The sequence below is a fragment of the Aphanothece hegewaldii CCALA 016 genome (genome assembly GCF_003007785.1).
Classification (GTDB): Bacteria; Cyanobacteriota; Cyanobacteriia; order Cyanobacteriales; family Microcystaceae; genus Chroococcus; species Chroococcus hegewaldii.
Genome location: NZ_PXOH01000003.1, coordinates 119,773 through 136,740, shown reverse-complemented (window position 1 = coordinate 136,740; position 16,968 = coordinate 119,773). Strand labels below are relative to the sequence as shown.

Below are 16,968 nucleotides of genomic sequence, written 5' to 3'. Positions count from 1 at the left end.
TGGTTTCCAAACCCAATTAATGTATCTTATTGTTTTAAAAACTGCTGTAAATAATGAAGCGTACTTTTTGGTTAAGTTTTCGTGGTCTTTTCTTTTTAAGCTTACTATTTAGTTTATTAGGAGGCATAAAGACTCAAAATAATATTATTTTAAAATATGACTTTGAGAAGAGGAATTACACAGGAGTCAACCGACAATATCAAGACAAAACCTGTAGTCAAAATCGCTTATACATCGACAAAAGCTTATTTCAAATAGTCGATGCACCAGGGGGAAGAAAAGGAAAAGCCGTCAAACATCATATTCTAAACTGTGATGAACGTAGCGAGTTAGTTGTACCCGTTGGAACTCTAAAAGCAGATTCAGAATATTGGATTGGTTGGAGTATGTATTTACCCAAAAACTACAACAAACCAGGAAGAGAATCTTATACTATTACTCAACAAATGGGATTTAAAAATACTTGTTGGAAAGATGTCAAGGGAGCCAATTGTAATAACCTGCTTAAAAAGTCAGATGGTTCGATTATTTCTTTGAAGGGTTCACCAATTCATGCACTTAGACCTAGTGTTGATGGAACTAAACTTGAGTATCACCTTTTTAATTATCTCCAAACCGACTCACAAGGGCGACATCTTTTCGATATAAAAGTGTTTACCATGCCTTCAAACACAGAACAATGGCAAGATTTTGTTATGTATCTCAACCTGTCAAGGAACTCAAATAAAGCGAGAGTTAAGCTATGGAAGAATAACAAACTTTACATTGATGAGGCAGTAAGACTACTTCCTCCTGGTGTAGAAAGTTTAGGAGATTGGAAAATCGGTGCTTACAATGGTGAGCCTGGCAACGGTGAACGCATTCTTTACACGGATAATCTTAAAGTCGGAAGTAAGAATGCTTCTTTTAATGAAGTTTCTCCTCAAAACAAATCATTTTTACAATAAGGAAAGAAATCAATATGAGATTATTACTTGTTTGTAATCCTGGCGGGCATTTTTCGACCATGCTAGGTTTAAAGAAATTTTGGTCTAATCATGATAGAGAATGGGTTACTTATCCAAAATTCGATACTGAAATTCTCAAAGGACAAGAAATTGTTCATTGGGTGACGATGCAAGAAGCTAGAATGATTTTTAGAGCGATAATTAATTTTTTTAGAGCATTATTTATTCTTCTAAAAAGTCGTCCTGATGTGGTTATTCCTACGGGTGCCAGTTTAGCCGTTCCTTTTATATTTGCTGCTAAATTATTGAGGATAAAAACAGTTTATGTTGAGAGTATTACGCGTTCTGAGGCATTAAGTTTAAGCGGAAAATTAATTTATAATATTGTTGATGAATTATATGTACAATGGCCAAATTTTGTTACCCGTTATCCAAGGGTAAAATATCACGGGATTGTTGTTTAAATTAATAGCACAAACCTAAAATGTTAGAGAAAATAAATGAAACTGACTATCAGAAATATTTTGTATGTAGTATTGTTTTTCTGTTTACTGCTCATTTCATCATTTTTCTTGTTAACTTTTGCTGTTATCTATGATTTAGCTGATTGGCTATTTGAACAATCTTCAATCATTAAAAGTAAATTTAACAAGAAAAAATTTATTACTCAAAAACCTTCTGAAATAGATGACAATTTTTTTCAGAATAATATTCAAGAATTGGCTCAAAAAATGAGAAGCTAGAACGATGATTATTTTGACACTAGGAACAATTAATACTCCTTTTTATAGAGCCGTTGATTGGTTGCAAAGTTTATTAGAAAATAAGCTGATCAATGAACCTGTATTATTTCAATATGGGACAACACCTGTCAATAACTTAAAACATCCTCTAGTGACTAATGTCAAGTCACTGAAACGCTATGAAATGCAACAATATATTAATAAAGCTTCATTAGTTATATCTCATGCTGGTCAAGGTTCTACGCGAATGCTTGCTGAAATGGGAGCGCGTTTTATCTTAATTCCTCGATTAAAACGACATGGTGAGCATATTGATGATCATCAGTTAATATTCGCTCGCCAAGTTGAAAAATTTGGTATTCATTATTGCACCGAATATCATCAGTTAGTTAGATTAATCAAGCAACGACCATTACCTTATTATGGTCAATTATTTGATGCCCCTTTGTTAGTTGAATATCTGATTGATCATTATCAGGGTTTAGAATCTCGGACTTACACCAAAGCAAATAGATAATATTCATGGATGAAAAACAGCTTATTAACCATTGGAAAAATTTGCAGTCTTATGGTTTTAAAGGGGTTGTGTCTTATTTTGGATGCGTTTTTCAGTATAAAAAAGGAGTCCACAAATTATTATGAATGAGCATCAGCCCTTAGTTAGTATTGGAATGCCTGTTTACAATGGTGAATCTTTTCTAAAAAACGCGATTCAATCAATTCTAGAGCAGACTTTTCAAGATTTTGAGCTTATCATTTCTGATAATGCTTCAACCGACAAAACTCAAGAAATTTGTCGATTTTATGCCGCCCAAGATCAACGGATTCATTATTATCGTAATGAGCAGAATATGGGTGCTGCTTGGAATCAAAGCCAAGTCGTTAAATTAGCCAAAGGAGATTACTTTAAATGGGCGCATCATGATGATATTTGTGCGACTCAACTCTTAGAAAAAAGTGTTCAAGTACTCAATAAAAATCCTTCAGTTGTTTTGTGTTACCCACAAACGATGATTATTAATCACTTAGGTGCTTCTGTAGAAAAATGTTCTGACGGATTTAATCTTCGTTCAACAAAACCTCATCAACGATTTAGGAAATATCATCATCTGGTACGTTATGGCAATATTTGTAATCCCTTTCATGGATTAATCAGAACCAATATTCTTAAAAAAACGCCAATCGTCGGCGGTTATCCATCTTCAGATTTAGTTTTATTAGGAGAACTTGTTCTTCATGGGGAATTTTATGAAATTCCAGAAACTCTCTTTTTTAAAAGAGATCATCCCGATAATTCAATTAGAGCTTATCCAACGTATCGAGAGCGAATAGCTTGGTATGATCCAACGAAAAAAAATAAGCTTTATTTAACAAAATGGAAATGGTTATTGGAATACCTAAGAGCCATTCGAGCGGCACCTATTAGCTTACTCGAAAAATTCCTCTGTTATGTTCAGATGTTGCAGTGGCTGACTTGGAATTGGTTATGGTTAATCAAAGATTTATTTAAAGCTTTGATGTGGCCATTATTTAAGTTATTTTTATATCTTCGTGCCAATCCTAAATTAGCTGGTAATACCTCTTTTTTATAAACTATTGAATAGGAGCAAAAAACATGAAAGCTGTCATCCTTGCGGGCGGATTAGGAACACGTTTGAGTGAAGAAACCAGTATCAAACCTAAGCCGATGGTCGAAATTGGTGGTAAGCCTATTTTATGGCATATCATGAAAACATATGCAGCCCACGGTATCAATGAATTTATTATTTGCTGTGGCTACAAAGGTTATGTAATTAAAGAATATTTCGCTAACTATTTTTTACATATGTCTGATGTCACTTTCGATATGCGTTTTAATCAGATGAATGTCCATTGTGGTTATGCTGAACCTTGGCGAGTAACTTTAGTTGATACAGGTGAATCTACCCTAACTGGCGGACGACTTAAACGAGTCAAAGAACATTTGGGTACTGAAACATTTTGCTTTACTTATGGAGATGGGGTAAGCGATGTCAATATTACAAATTTATTGGCTTTTCACAAAGAACAAAAAGCATTAGCAACCCTTACCGCAACTAAACCTCCTGGACGTTTCGGTGCAATTTGTTTAGGACAAGAACAAACCAAAATTACTCAGTTTCAAGAAAAACCCGATGGAGATGGTGCATGGATTAATGGTGGATATTTTGTCTTAGAACCTGAAGTAATTGATTTTATTGCGGATGATTCAACCATTTGGGAACAAGAACCCTTACAAAAATTAGCTCACTTAGAGCAATTATCGGCTTACAAACATGATGGATTTTGGCAACCGATGGATACTTTACGTGATAAAAATTATTTAGAAGGTCTCTGGAATAGTGGCCAAGCTCCTTGGAAAGTTTGGTAAAAATTGCTGATTCAACTATTAACAAAAAGAAAAACGAACCTTATGTATGATTTTGCAATTATTGGCGGTGGAATCGTTGGTCTTGCTACTGGGATGGCATTACTTGAACGCTATAAAGATGCACGTATTGTTGTCTTAGAAAAAGAAAATCAATGGGCTTTTCATCAAACGGGTCACAATAGCGGTGTCATTCATTCAGGCATTTATTACAAACCTGGGAGTTTAAAAGCGAGTTTGTGTCGTGAAGGTAGTCGCTCAATGGTGGAATTTTGTCAACAGCATGGCATTGAGTACGACATCTGCGGCAAAGTCATCGTAGCAACGGAAGAAAAAGAACGACCTCTGTTGGAAAATCTTTATCGACGAGGTTTAGAAAATGGCTTAAAGGTGACTAAAATTAGTGCCGAGGAAGTGAGAGAGATTGAACCTCATGTGCAGTGCCTAGAAGGAATACGTGTTCCTAGCACGGGAATTATTAATTATCAGCAAGTTTGTCAAAAATACGCTGATTTAATCAAAATTAATGGCGGTGATCTCTTTCTCAATACCAAGGTTAACCAAATTATTACCACCCAAAATGGTCAAATTCTGGAAACAACAAACGGTATTTTTGAAACTCGCTTTTTAATTAATTGTGCGGGATTACATAGCGATCGCATGGCGCGGTTAGGACAAGTTAACCCCCAAGCTCAAATTATTCCATTCCGAGGGGAATATTACGAACTCAAACCCGACAAACGTTATCTCGTCAAAACACTTATTTATCCCGTTCCTAACCCTGATTTTCCTTTCTTGGGAGTACATTTCACGCGCATGATCGATAACAGTGTTCATGCTGGCCCTAATGCGGTTCTGAGCTTTAAACGGGAAGGCTACAAAAAAACCGATTTTAACTTACGTGATTTTACTGAAATTATGACTTATTCGGGATTTTGGAAGTTAGCCGCTAAACATACGGATCAAGGAATTGAAGAAATGATTCGATCTTGGAGTAAAACCGCTTTTGTGCGTAGTTTACAGCGATTGATTCCAGAAGTTCAATCCGATGATCTCATTCCCACTCATGCAGGAGTACGCGCTCAAGCGGTGATGAATGACGGAAAACTCGTAGACGATTTCTTGATTGTTCAAGCTAAAAACTCGGTCCATGTTTGCAATGCTCCCTCACCTGCTGCGACATCTTCTCTGGAGATTGGTAAGGCAGTTGTTACACAAATCCCTGAACCGTTGCATTTAACACGAAAAAGTTCTTTATTAGGAAGATAGAAAATGATCCAACTTCAAGTTAACAGCTTTCTGACTAGAATTGCCGATTATGAAGAGACTAACTCATGGTCAAGTCAATTTCGTGGCAAGCGATTTGACTTTTTTAAACAATTAATTAGAACTCTCGCTCTTCCTCTCAATATTCTTGATGTTGGCGGCAGAGAAGCGATTTGGCAAAAAGAATTTTATGGAAGTCAAAAAGAATTTGATGATGTTAAAGTAACGATTTTAAATCTAACAAAAACTTTAGTTAGTCATCCAAATTTAAAAAGTGTGGTCGGCAATGCCACCAATATGAAAGAGTATCAGGATAAACAATTTGATGTTATTTTTTCAAACTCTGTCATTGAACATGTGGGTAATTATGAAAATCAACAACAGATGGCTAATGAAATACAAAGAGTAGGAAAAAGGTACTTTGTTCAGACACCTAATCGTTATTTTCCCATTGAACCTCATTTTCTTTTTCCTTTTTATCAATTTTTCCCTTTGTGGTTAAAAGTTTGGTTAATTAGTCACTTTGATTTGGGATGGAGGAAAAAACAAACTGACCAAGCAGAAGCGATTAATATTGCTGATAGTGTTAGATTATTAAGCAAAAAAGAATTAAAACAGCTTTTCCCTAAAGCTAAGATTTTTGAGGAGAAATTTGCTTTTTTTACTAAATCATTTATTGTCTATGAGGGTTGGTGATTTTTAGGCTAAAAATTCATGTTAGTCAAATAGATTAATTAAAGAATGGAAAAATTACGGTAATAAAAAACTATGATTGATGAGCTTAAAATACGAGCAGAGCCAACTTTAGTAACAATAATTACTGAAAAAAAAACTTATTTTTGAATTACTCTGCATTTAAATACAGCCAGTTCTCTACTTAAACCCTAGTAGGAGCAACGCTTAATAAAATCAACCACTATGAAATAAAGGTCATGTTATGCTTTCTCATTTACCTAAATCTCCAGGCTTATTTCTTAATTCCAACGCTCAAAATAACATAACTAAAAGAGTTTGCTACTTTTTAATGTTTTTTGGAATTGCTGTAACTTCATTTTATCTTTCTTATAGAATGTTAGATCGCTTTCAGAATGCCAACCTTTTTAGTGTTTATCCTTTATTCGGAGAATACATTAAAAATATTATTCAAAAAGGAGAATTTTATGGAACTTGCGATATGGTCACGCTTTGTTATGCAGGAAGAATGCCATTTGTTCCCTATTTCATGTCTGCTATTGCATCTATTTATAATTCAATTCCTTTTGCCTTTTTAGTTAAAAACACAATTATCTGTTTTTTCTTGGTTAAAATTTTTAATCAATTAATTTATAATGTTCGTCTAAAAACCATTACTTTTTTGGGTATTATTTTGGTTTTTTTTATTCCAGTTAATGTCGGAACAATGTTCGATATTAATCATGAGGAAGCCTATACTTGGATCTTACTTTTATTGTTATTTACATCTTTAATTGATTGTTTAATAACTCAAGAAACAAGAACAAATGTTATTGTCATGAGTGTTAGCTTAGTGAGTCTAATTCTTCTCAAGTCATCCTATTTATATTTTGTTCTAGCTATTTCAATTTATCTATTGTTGATTTTGAAAAATAAAATTAACAAGCTTATTCCTTTAGGAGCGGTATTAAGTACGATGTTGCTATGGGGATTATTTATCTATCACGATACGGGTTATTTTGCAGTAATGAGTAATATGTCCTCTTTGAATGGAATTAATTTGTATAAAGGAAATAATGAATATATTGCACAATATTATCCTCAATATCATATTGATACTCTTCAAGAAGAAAAATTATATGATGTCTATAAAAATATCGATTTTTCTAATGATGAGTGGAAGCAAAATAGTTATTTTAATGAGAAAGCTAAGACCTATATCATTAATCATCCTTTAGAAACCCTTGAACTTGCACGGCGTAAATTTATGGTTTTCTTTTTAGACATCAATAGAAATACGATTAAAAAATCACTGCTTGCACAAATTGAAAAAACTAGCCTCATTAAAGGTAAAATTGGTGATTTATTATATATGTTTTTTTGGTCAATTAATCGTCTTGTGTTATGGTCAGCTATTTGGGTGGCATTTTACTATACATTGTCCAAAAAATTTAATCACTTCGATTGGAAAAAGAAACTTTCAATCGCCTATCTTTGTACCATCATTTTTTATAGCCTACCCAGTTTAATTGGCTTTGCCTTATATCGTCATGTAATTCCTCTAATCCCAATATCTATTTTATTTTTAGTAACAGTACTTTGGGCTAAGGAAAACAATACATTATCGAGCGATCGCAGACTAACTTAATTTTCTAAACATACACACTCAAGGATTTGAAACCATGAAAATACTTGTTACCGGAACCGAAGGCTATCTCGGTTCACTTTTGGCACCTCTATTAATGCAGAACGGACACGAAGTTATCGGCGTTGATACTGGATTTTATAAAGTCGGTTGGCTATACAACACTAATTCATCAACCCCCAAAACCTTAAATAAAGATCTTCGCCATCTTACAGTAGAAGACTTTCAAGGTATTGATGCAGTAGTACATATGGCTGAACTCTCCAACGACCCCGCAGGACAATTAGCCCCCCATGTCACTTATGAGATTAATCATAAAGGTTCAGTTTATCTCGCAAAATTAGCTAAAGCGGCTGGGGTGCGTCGCTTTGTTTATATGTCTTCTTGTAGTGTTTATGGTGTTGCTACAGAAGACTATGTTACAGAAGAGTCTCCAGTTAATCCTCAAACCGCCTACGCCATTTGTAAAACCCTCGTTGAGCAGGATGTCAAACCTTTAGCCGATGACGGTTTCTCGCCTACTTTCATGCGAAATGCGACCGCGTATGGAGCGTCACCGAGGATGCGTTTTGATATTGTTTTAAATAACTTGGCGGGTCTTGCTTGGACAACAAAAGAAATTAAAATGAGCAGTGATGGGACTCCTTGGCGACCGTTAGTTCATGGTTTAGATATCTGCAAAGCGATTATTTGTACTCTTGAAGCACCGCGTGATCTAATTCACAATCAAGTTTTTAATGTGGGCGATACGACTCATAACTATCAAGTCAAAGAAATTGCTCAAACGATCGCTAACATTTTTCAAGGATGTCAATTAAACTTTGGTGATAACGGTTCAGATAATCGTAGTTATCGGGTGTCTTTTGAGAAAATTAACCAGATTTTACCAGGCTTTAAGTGTGATTGGAATGCTCAACGGGGCGCACAACAACTCTGTGATTTATTTAAACTGATCGATATGACTCAGGAAACCTTTTTATTTAGAGGATTTACACGCTTAAAGCAACTGGAATATCTTATTAATACTCAACAAATCGATCATAACTTTTTCTGGAAAAGGTAATTAGATGAGTAACCATCTTATCAAAGGAATTTTGGCTTTATTTCTGCTCATTTTTGTTTGCTTTGGAATTGGAGTAGCTCCAACTTTAGCTCATTCCCCACATGACGACATTTTTGATGTGGAAGTATCGCCAACTTACCAAAAAGATCGAACACTATTTATTCTTGTCAGAGGGAATTTACTAAAATCTGTAGATGGCGGTTTGAGTTGGAAACGTTGTCTTAACGGGTTAGATCAAAAATCTCATCTATATTCTTTGGCGATATCTTCTCAAACTAAAAACAAACTATTTCTTTCCTCATTAGGTGATGGAATTTATCAATCACTTAATGGGGGCGTTTCTTGGAAAAAAGTAAACAATGGTTTGTCAGAATTAGATATCGATTTGATTGCTATATCTCCAAATTCTGATCAGATTGTTTTTGCCGCAGGACAACACCAAGGTCTTTATAAAACACAAAATAGTGGTAAAAGCTGGCATCAAGTGAGGGAGCAAAAAATTACGGCTATTAGCTATATTCCTGAACAAAAACAACAGATTATAAGCGGTGATCAGACGGGTAATCTCTATTTATCAAATGATGGAGGTGAGATATGGCAATTGCTTCATCAGATTCCAGATAGTGGAGCGATTTCTACGATCGCTATTTCTCCACACTTTAGTAAAGATAAAACATTATTGCTTGGGACTGAAAAAGGAGGAATTTTTAAAACCATTGATGGCGGTAAAGTTTTTCAAAAAATAAATGAAGGAATCGAAGATTTATCGATTACATCACTTCTCTTTTCACCCAATAGTCAGAAAGATTATAAACTACTAGCATCCACTTGGCATAAAGGTGTATATCAATCTGATGATGGGGGTAATACATGGCAAAATAGTAGTGAAGGTCTAACAAGTAATCACCAAGCTGATTTACCAGAATATCGTCGCCCTTCTTTTAGTGAATTAAAAATGCCTTTAGATAAAAATAATCAAAATCAGACAATTTTTTTGGCGGGTTTTAATGGATTATTTAAGTCAAATAATGGCGGTCGAATGTGGCAAGAAATGGATACCTTATCGGCATCTTTGATTCAAGGAATCGCCATCTCACCCAACTATAAAAAGGATCAGACTGTTGCTCTGACAACTTATCTAGGTGGAAATTATCTCAGTCAAAATGGTGGACAAAAATGGAAAGCGATTAATAAAGGTTTAGAGGAAATCCGAAGCCGTAAATATATTGCTCGATTATTTGGCATTGTCTTTTCCCCTAATTACGCTAAAGAGAATACGCTTTTCTCGGCATCATGGACACATTTTTTAAAATCTACTAATGGCGGGCAAAGTTGGAGAAAAATTGCTTTAAATAACTCGTCTTTGTGGGAAAAAATTACCCATAAGAATTGGTGGTTTAATACGATTGAGTCTAAAAAGCCAATGATTGCAGTTTCGCCTAACTTTACCACAGATCAGACTATTTATTTAGTCACATGGAATGGTGAAATTCATCGATCTATAGATCGAGGTGAAAGTTTTTCCATGATTGGCAATGTCGGACATTCAGTTAATTATCTAGTCATTTCACCGAATTTTGCACTAGATAAAACTTTGTATATTAGTGTCTCTGATAGTTCATTTGGCATATATAAAACGGTTGATGGTGGGTATAATTGGCAACCAACAGCTTATCAACGTGATTTAAAACAAAGTGACTGGATTCAACTTGCTATTTCACCTAACTATCAAACGGATCAGATGCTTTTGGTGGCGACTAAAAAGGGGCTTTTACAAACAGAAAATGCTGGAGAAAAATGGCAAAAAATAGAATTACCTACAACCGATGAAAATGCTTATGTTGAAGCAGTTGCTTTATCACCTAATTATCAAAATGATCAAACTTTTGTGATTAGTCTTAGAGGGAATGGCATTTTTAAAACCCTTGATGGAGGAAAAAGCTTTACTCAAATTGGCGATGATTTGCTCAATCATAATCGTCTATTTTCTCATATGCACTATTTCCCTGCCGCCACGATGCCGATACAATTTTCACCTTCTTATTTACTCGATAAAACACTTTATGGTTTTTCGGGAACTGAACTCTTTAAATCAACTGATGGGGGCTTATCTTGGAAAGTTATTACAATTCCCGAACCACAAGTTAAAAATGTTGTTATTTATGCCTATGCTCGTTTGACTAACTCACCGATTTATCGCTTTTTAATTGCGAGTGTTGCTGCAATGTTGGGTTATTTCTTACTGAAGCGTTGGAAAAAAGTTCTGTTTAGAACAGGTGTAGCAATAATGACATTTATTGGTGTGTTTATCTTCCTATCTACTGTGTCTATCTAAAAATTGATTCAGTCATTAATTCTTATATCTAAGGTGGCATATGGCTATTATTTGTCGTGACTACAAACTTTTATTTATTCAAGTTCCGGGTACAGGTTGTTCATCTATTACAGATGTTTTAATCGAAAAGTTTGGAGGTGAAGAACTCCCGAAATCAGATCTACTCTTAGCCGGTAGTTATAAATTAGTCGGAATTAAGCATAATACAGTTAGTCAGTTGATTAACTTTAATTTGGTGACTAAAAAAGAGCTAAATTCTTATGTTAAATTTGCGACAGTAAGGAATCCCTTTGATCGTTTGGTGACTGATTATCAAAGATGTACTGGTCGTTGGTGGGAAGAGGGTTTAATTGAACAACTTAAAGACCCTAATAGTCCTGCCAATCGCTCAGGAAAAATCAATCGTAAACTTTATGTCAGAAAATTTCAACGAGAAATCAAATTAGCTCGACTAGAAGGGTTTGAAAAATGGTTATGGAGGAAAATTGTTTTACCTCAGCGATTTGATAAATGGGTAGCATCAGAATTTAAATCTTACTTAAAAAGAAATGCACTATGTCTGACTAAAGATGCTCTAAAAATAAATATTGCTTATCCTTATATTGAGGGGGTTGATGAAATCATTTATCATGAACATCTGGAAAGAGATTTTAATCGAATCCTGAAAAAAGTAGGAATAAATGAATTTATTTCGATTCCTCATACAAACAAAACACCTGATAAGATTCCTTATCAGGATTATTATTCTTTACAAGCTCGAAAATTTGTCGAGGAAGAATTAGGAAAAGAACTCGCAATGTTTGGCTATACTTTTGAGTCAGTATCTACAGATGCCGTTCCCGTCTCATCAAGCTATTACTAAGATGTCATTTTGACTGAGAGTAGGCATACCGCTCAATATTGCTAACTGTATCGCTGCATTTGCTCCATTGCCATCGACATCAAAAAATAGATTGCCGTTGGTGTTGTTATAGATAAAGCGATGACTGGCGGTTGTAGCTGCTGTTCCGATAAACCATTGACTCGTACTAACTGTTGTACCAATAGTGAGGCCACCGCCAAAACCTGTAGCAGAAACAACGATCGTATCATCAACCGTATTAAAATCAGTAATCTGATCAATGCCTTCCCCTTTGGCATTATAGGTAAAACGATCGCTCCCTAGACCACCAGTTAGGATATCGTTACCCAAGCCCCCAATGATGGTATCGTTGCTACGGCTGCCAATTAAAGTATCGTTACCCAAGCTCCCATTAAGGGTGACGGAACCCACAGTAAAGGTTGTTGCATCTAACTTATTATTGCTATTTCCTCCCGTTAAGTTAGCTTGTTCAATCTCACTGAGGGTGTCAACTTCTGAGTTGGGGTTTGGAGGTGTTCCTTGTGAATTAAAAGTAACAGCCCAACTATTGAGGGTTCCGATATCTCCTTCGGCAGCATCAATAATTTTGAGTTTCCAGCTACCGTTAGGATTTGTCCCATCAAAACTGGATAACATACTTTCAGGGCGAAACGTTCCTGTAAAAGTACCACTGCCCTTGGTGATGGATGTACTAGCCTCATCATCTAAAATTGTATTAATAAATCCCTTGCCACCGATCCCCACTTCAGAAAATAACTTGATTTGGGTTCCCAATGGATTGATTAAAAACACTCTTAGATCACTATTCCAAGTATGACTGATGTTGACTTGAACATTGAGATCACTAATATTACTCGATACTCCACTAACATTTATGGTAGAGGTAACAGCCAAATAGTCAGCGATCGCAATAGGGGTATTTGAACTAAACGTATTAGGAGTTGATGCACTAGGAGACATTCGAGTGAGACTGGTATTCGTCAACGTATAACTAAAATCTCCAGTTTCTACGATTTTATCTGTCCCACTTCCCCCAATGATGGTATCTTTTCCGGCGGCTCCTTGTAAAATGTTATTTCCTTGATTGCCAATCACGACATTATCATACTCATTTCCAGTGGCATTAATGGAAGCAGTACCAATCAAGGTTAAGTTATTGACATATTCTCCGAGTGTATAGTTGATCAGAGCGCGTACTGTATCAATTCCCTCGGCTGAAATTTCAACAATTTTATCGCCGACGTTATTAATAATATAGATATCGTCTCCTTTTCCACCATAGAGCGTATCCGCACCAAGTCCGCCATCAAGGGTATCATTCCCGTCATAGCCGTAAATTATATCATTGGCACTTGTTCCTAACAAATTATCACTAGCATTTGTTCCCGATATTGTCGCCATAATATTATGCGTAAACTTAATTTACGTCCTCTAATTACGAGTTAAAACAATGACAAAATTTCAAAAAAGACTAACTGCATCTAGACAACTGTCTAGTTACGCTTTAACTTCAAACTCAAAGCAGCCCCAACAATGGTTAATAAACCGGCCAACATACTCGGTTCTGGAACTGAAGCAGCATCAATAGAGGATTCTTCGGCTGCTAATAATTGGAAATCGGCAGAACTTGGATTTTGTTGTAATCCAATTAATTTACTTCTTCTGACAGGATTAACAACATCTAAATAAGTGGATGCACTATCGCCAACCCGAAGCTCATCGGTATAAAGAGTTCGTTCACCATTGCCAGGTTCACCATTGTAAGCACCGTATTTCCAATCTCCCAAATTTCCTACACCAGGTGGCAGCAACCGTACAGCTTCATTAATATAAAGCTTGTCATTCTTCCACAGTTTAAATCTGGCTTCATTGGGGTCACTCGATAAGTCGAGATACATGACAAAATCTTGCCACTTATTAACCATAGCTGGCATGGTAAAGATTTTTAGCTCGAAAAGATGTCGCCCTTGTGAGTCGGTGCTTAGATAATTAAAAAGGTGATACTCAAGACTGGTTCCATCAACACTGGGTCTAAGGGCATTAATCGGTGCGCCCTTTAAGGGGACAATCGAACCATCAAGCAATTTAAGCAGATTATTACAGTTGGGTCCATTAGCATTTACCCAACAAGTATTCTGAAAACTCATTTGTTGAGTGATGGTGTAAGATTCGCGTCCTGGTGTGTTATGGTTGGTCGGCAAAAGCATACTCCAGCCAATCCAATATTCTTCACCCGCTTTTAAGGTTCCGATTGGCACGACGAATTCGCTACGTTCATCACAATTTTCAATATTATGTCTGACGGCTTTGCCACTTCTTCCCCCTGGTGAATCTACGATATCAAACAGGCTGTTGTCGATATAGTCACTACTTTTGCTACAGGTTTTATCTTGATATTGTCGGTTGACTCCATTATAATTTCCACTCTCAAAGTCGTATTGCTTAATAATGGCGGCTTCTGATGGTGTACTGACTAAGGTAAGCGGTAAGGCAACAATACTAATAGCTAATTTGGACAGCAAACTATTACAAAAGTGAATAGTAAGAGGATTCTTTTGCGGACTACTGATCATTTAATTTTTCCTTGAAATGTGTATCCGTATTTACCCAAGATAAGAAGTAAGACCGTAAGACAGCTATGAGGAAATCAACTAAGTTATTAATAGCTCCTTTAGACTTATCCGAGAATCTACTTAAGTAAAAATTAATAGTTACTTACGTGGACAATGTAGCTCACTCAATTCCTAAGATAAAATGGCTCAAATCAAAACTGAAGCCAAATTAGAGTAGGTTTTTCGGCTCCTTACTGTTTTTGTAGTCATTCTTAACTCAATGTTTGTATTGAGTTGAAATTAACACCAGAAAGTTAAATATTGAAGTAGATATATTTTGCAAAAAAAACATACACAAAATTGTCGTAAAATCAAATAAATTTTAATATATTAAATAATATGTATCAAAAATATTTAATTAATAAATTTGGCTTATGTGCTGATCTTTCTAATCGAATCCTGCGCCTTTTAAGCCCATAAATTAGATTGAAAAGCTGATTTTTTGTTCTAACTAATAACGTTATCCCCCAATTTAAACGGAAAGAAATTATGAAATTTAGCGAAACAAAACTCAAAGGAGCATACATCATCGACTTAGAACCTCGGCAAGATGAACGCGGTTTCTTTGCTCGTACTTTTTGTGCGAATGAATTAGAAACTCATGGTTTAAAGCCGGTAGTCGCTCAATGCAATCTATCTTTCAACTACCAAAAAGGAACCCTTCGAGGAATGCACTATCAAACCCTACCCGCAACGGAAACAAAATTAATTCGTTGTACTCAAGGTGCAATTTACGATGTCATTGTCGATATGCGTCCAGAATCTTTCACTTTTCTCCAACATATCGGGGTAATGCTCACAGCCGAAAATCGACGATCGCTTTATGTTCCAGAAATGTTTGCTCATGGTTATCAAACATTAACCGATGAAGCTGAGGTGATCTACCAAGTCGGTGAATTTTACACCCCCGGATGTGAAAGAGGTTTACGGTATGATGACCCACTCTTAGGCATTAAATGGCCTTTGAGCGTCAGTAAAATTAGTGCGAAAGATGCCACTTGGCCCTTATTACAAAAAATTACAGTAGGAGTTTAATCATGATTATTATCGACAAAATGCTCAAAGTCCGTGCCGAAGTGGGCAAACCCATCAGAGTCGGCATGATTGGAGCAGGGTTTATGGGGCGAGGCATTGCGAATCAAATCATTAACTCAGTTCCGGGTATGAAATTGGTCGCCATCTCAAATCGAAATCTTGAAGGAGCTAAACAAGCTTATAACGAAGCGGGTGTCGAAGACATTAAAGTCGTTAATACCCTAACCGCTCTAGAATCAGCGATCGCATCTGACCAATACACAGTCACCGAAGATGCAATGCTATTGTGTCAAGCTGATAATATTGAGGCATTAATCGAAGTAACAGGATCGATTGAGTTTTCGGCTCATGTGGCCATGAACGCGATCGCACACCGCAAACACATCATCTTGATGAATGCTGAACTCGATGGAACAGTCGGCTGTATTCTTAAAGTTTATGCCGATCGTGCAGGAATTATCCTCAGTGCTTGTGACGGAGATCAACCAGGCGTAGAAATGAATCTCTATCGCTTCGTCAAAAGTATCGGTCTCACGCCCCTACTCTGCGGCAACATCAAAGGACTCCAAGATCCCTATCGTAACCCAACCACTCAAGAAAGTTTCGCTAAACGTTGGGGTCAAAAAGCCCACATGGTCACGAGTTTTGCTGATGGGACAAAGATTTCTTTTGAACAGGCGATCGTCGCTAATGCCACTGGAATGACCGTAGCACAACGGGGAATGTATGGCTATACCCACTCAGGTCATGTGGATGAAATGACCTCAATGTATAATGTTGACCAGCTTAAAGAATTGGGGGGCATTGTTGATTATGTCGTCGGTTCTCAACCAGGTCCCGGTGTCTTTGTTTTTGCCACTCATGACGATCCTAAACAACGTCATTACCTAAATCTCTATAAATTAGGTGAGGGACCTCTCTATAGTTTTTACACCCCCTATCATCTGTGCCATTTTGAAGTCCCTCTCTCGGTTGCGCGGGCGGTTCTTTGTCGGGATGCCGTCATGTCTCCCATCGCCGAGCCGAAAGTAGATGTAGTGGCTACTGCCAAAATTAATCTTAAAGCAGGTGATGTTTTAGATGGTATCGGTTATTACATGACTTACGGTCAATGCGAAAAAGCGGAGATCGTTCAAACGCAAAACCTCTTACCAATGGGTTTAGCTGAAGGATGTCGTCTTAAACGTGATATCGCCAGAGATCAAGTCCTGACTTACGATGATGTGGAAATTCCCCAAGGCCGACTCTGCGATCGTTTGCGGGCTGAACAAAATGCCTATTTCTTCACTCAGATGATTACGTGGAAATCTCCTAGAACTGATTCTGCGATCGCTTACCGACCTAGTAAAATGCCGACTTTTGCCCAACCAGAAATTTAAGAATCAATTGTGTTCATCAATAT

The 16,968-nt window shown here is 36.4% G+C and carries 16 protein-coding genes; 14 read left to right on the top strand and 2 right to left on the bottom strand.

All coding sequences use genetic code 11. From position 1 onward, the window contains the following. Positions 1-53 precede the first annotated feature (53 nt). The 12 genes from C7H19_RS03965 to C7H19_RS03910 all read left to right on the top strand — a co-directional run bounded on the left by C7H19_RS03965 (position 54) and on the right by C7H19_RS03910 (position 11,919). Positions 54-947: a heparin lyase I family protein gene (locus tag C7H19_RS03965; RefSeq protein WP_106455594.1), complete on the top strand. Its 894-nt coding sequence runs from the start codon at positions 54-56 to the stop codon at positions 945-947. Positions 948-961: 14 nt separating this feature from the next. After that, entirely contained in the window at positions 962-1,411 is a 450-nt protein-coding gene (gene pssD, locus C7H19_RS03960; protein ID WP_106455593.1) for a PssD/Cps14F family polysaccharide biosynthesis glycosyltransferase, read from the top strand. Between the two features lie 36 nt (positions 1,412-1,447). Then, positions 1,448-1,690 (top strand): hypothetical protein, encoded by a 243-nt coding sequence (locus C7H19_RS03955; protein ID WP_106455592.1) that lies wholly within the window; start codon positions 1,448-1,450, stop codon positions 1,688-1,690. A 4-nt stretch (positions 1,691-1,694) separates the two neighbouring features. Next, a complete protein-coding gene (locus C7H19_RS03950) occupies positions 1,695-2,207 on the top strand; it encodes a glycosyltransferase (protein WP_106455591.1) in 513 nt (170 codons plus the stop codon). Positions 2,208-2,328: 121 nt separating this feature from the next. Next, the gene (locus C7H19_RS03945) at positions 2,329-3,282 is read left to right on the top strand and encodes a glycosyltransferase family 2 protein (RefSeq protein WP_106455590.1); all 954 of its coding nucleotides are present in this window, start codon (positions 2,329-2,331) and stop codon (positions 3,280-3,282) included. Between the two features lie 23 nt (positions 3,283-3,305). Next, positions 3,306-4,079: a glucose-1-phosphate cytidylyltransferase gene (rfbF, locus tag C7H19_RS03940; RefSeq protein WP_106455589.1), complete on the top strand. Its 774-nt coding sequence runs from the start codon at positions 3,306-3,308 to the stop codon at positions 4,077-4,079. A gap of 42 nt (positions 4,080-4,121) precedes the next feature. After that, positions 4,122-5,345 (top strand): L-2-hydroxyglutarate oxidase, encoded by a 1,224-nt coding sequence (gene lhgO, locus C7H19_RS03935; RefSeq protein WP_106455588.1) that lies wholly within the window; start codon positions 4,122-4,124, stop codon positions 5,343-5,345. A gap of 3 nt (positions 5,346-5,348) precedes the next feature. Next, positions 5,349-6,038, top strand: coding sequence for a methyltransferase domain-containing protein (locus tag C7H19_RS03930; RefSeq protein ID WP_106455587.1), 690 nt, complete (start codon positions 5,349-5,351; stop codon positions 6,036-6,038). A 328-nt stretch (positions 6,039-6,366) separates the two neighbouring features. Further along, positions 6,367-7,662 (top strand): hypothetical protein, encoded by a 1,296-nt coding sequence (locus tag C7H19_RS03925; RefSeq protein ID WP_106455586.1) that lies wholly within the window; start codon positions 6,367-6,369, stop codon positions 7,660-7,662. A 34-nt stretch (positions 7,663-7,696) separates the two neighbouring features. Then, entirely contained in the window at positions 7,697-8,722 is a 1,026-nt protein-coding gene (locus tag C7H19_RS03920) for an SDR family oxidoreductase (protein ID WP_106455585.1), read from the top strand. Between the two features lie 4 nt (positions 8,723-8,726). Next, positions 8,727-11,057 carry a WD40/YVTN/BNR-like repeat-containing protein gene (locus C7H19_RS03915; protein ID WP_106455584.1) on the top strand — a complete coding sequence of 777 codons (2,331 nt, stop codon included), beginning with the start codon at positions 8,727-8,729 and terminating at the stop codon, positions 11,055-11,057. 40 nt (positions 11,058-11,097) lie between these two features. Further along, complete coding sequence (locus tag C7H19_RS03910) at positions 11,098-11,919, top strand: sulfotransferase family 2 domain-containing protein (RefSeq protein WP_106455583.1); 822 nt, start codon at positions 11,098-11,100, stop codon at positions 11,917-11,919. On the opposite strand, the gene C7H19_RS03905 is transcribed toward C7H19_RS03910, so the two are convergent. Further along, positions 11,905-13,320 (bottom strand): proprotein convertase P-domain-containing protein, encoded by a 1,416-nt coding sequence (locus tag C7H19_RS03905; protein WP_106455582.1) that lies wholly within the window; start codon positions 13,318-13,320, stop codon positions 11,905-11,907. The genes C7H19_RS03910 and C7H19_RS03905 overlap by 15 nt on opposite strands. Positions 13,321-13,412: 92 nt before the next feature. Continuing rightward, a complete protein-coding gene (locus tag C7H19_RS03900; RefSeq protein ID WP_106455581.1) occupies positions 13,413-14,492 on the bottom strand; it encodes a heparin lyase I family protein in 1,080 nt (359 codons plus the stop codon). Between the two features lie 528 nt (positions 14,493-15,020). Here C7H19_RS03900 and rfbC point away from each other — a divergent pair. After that, the gene (gene rfbC / locus C7H19_RS03895) at positions 15,021-15,566 is read left to right on the top strand and encodes a dTDP-4-dehydrorhamnose 3,5-epimerase (protein WP_106455580.1); all 546 of its coding nucleotides are present in this window, start codon (positions 15,021-15,023) and stop codon (positions 15,564-15,566) included. A 2-nt stretch (positions 15,567-15,568) separates the two neighbouring features. Next, positions 15,569-16,945: an NAD(P)H-dependent oxidoreductase gene (locus C7H19_RS03890; protein ID WP_106455579.1), complete on the top strand. Its 1,377-nt coding sequence runs from the start codon at positions 15,569-15,571 to the stop codon at positions 16,943-16,945. The last annotated feature ends 23 nt before the right edge of the window (positions 16,946-16,968 follow it).

Bases quoted from the DNA above. Each gene is read 5' to 3' on its own strand.
- C7H19_RS03965 (WP_106455594.1), top strand. From the start codon at position 54: ATGAAGCGTACTTTTTGGTTAAGTTTTCGTGGTCTTTTCTTTTTAAGC.
- pssD (WP_106455593.1), top strand. From the start codon at position 962: ATGAGATTATTACTTGTTTGTAATCCTGGCGGGCATTTTTCGACCATG.
- C7H19_RS03955 (WP_106455592.1), top strand. From the start codon at position 1,448: ATGAAACTGACTATCAGAAATATTTTGTATGTAGTATTGTTTTTCTGT.
- C7H19_RS03950 (WP_106455591.1), top strand. From the start codon at position 1,695: ATGATTATTTTGACACTAGGAACAATTAATACTCCTTTTTATAGAGCC.
- C7H19_RS03945 (WP_106455590.1), top strand. From the start codon at position 2,329: ATGAATGAGCATCAGCCCTTAGTTAGTATTGGAATGCCTGTTTACAAT.
- rfbF (WP_106455589.1), top strand. From the start codon at position 3,306: ATGAAAGCTGTCATCCTTGCGGGCGGATTAGGAACACGTTTGAGTGAA.
- lhgO (WP_106455588.1), top strand. From the start codon at position 4,122: ATGTATGATTTTGCAATTATTGGCGGTGGAATCGTTGGTCTTGCTACT.
- C7H19_RS03930 (WP_106455587.1), top strand. From the start codon at position 5,349: ATGATCCAACTTCAAGTTAACAGCTTTCTGACTAGAATTGCCGATTAT.
- C7H19_RS03925 (WP_106455586.1), top strand. From the start codon at position 6,367: ATGTTTTTTGGAATTGCTGTAACTTCATTTTATCTTTCTTATAGAATG.
- C7H19_RS03920 (WP_106455585.1), top strand. From the start codon at position 7,697: ATGAAAATACTTGTTACCGGAACCGAAGGCTATCTCGGTTCACTTTTG.
- C7H19_RS03915 (WP_106455584.1), top strand. From the start codon at position 8,727: ATGAGTAACCATCTTATCAAAGGAATTTTGGCTTTATTTCTGCTCATT.
- C7H19_RS03910 (WP_106455583.1), top strand. From the start codon at position 11,098: ATGGCTATTATTTGTCGTGACTACAAACTTTTATTTATTCAAGTTCCG.
- C7H19_RS03905 (WP_106455582.1), bottom strand. From the start codon at position 13,320: ATGGCGACAATATCGGGAACAAATGCTAGTGATAATTTGTTAGGAACA.
- C7H19_RS03900 (WP_106455581.1), bottom strand. From the start codon at position 14,492: ATGATCAGTAGTCCGCAAAAGAATCCTCTTACTATTCACTTTTGTAAT.
- rfbC (WP_106455580.1), top strand. From the start codon at position 15,021: ATGAAATTTAGCGAAACAAAACTCAAAGGAGCATACATCATCGACTTA.
- C7H19_RS03890 (WP_106455579.1), top strand. From the start codon at position 15,569: ATGATTATTATCGACAAAATGCTCAAAGTCCGTGCCGAAGTGGGCAAA.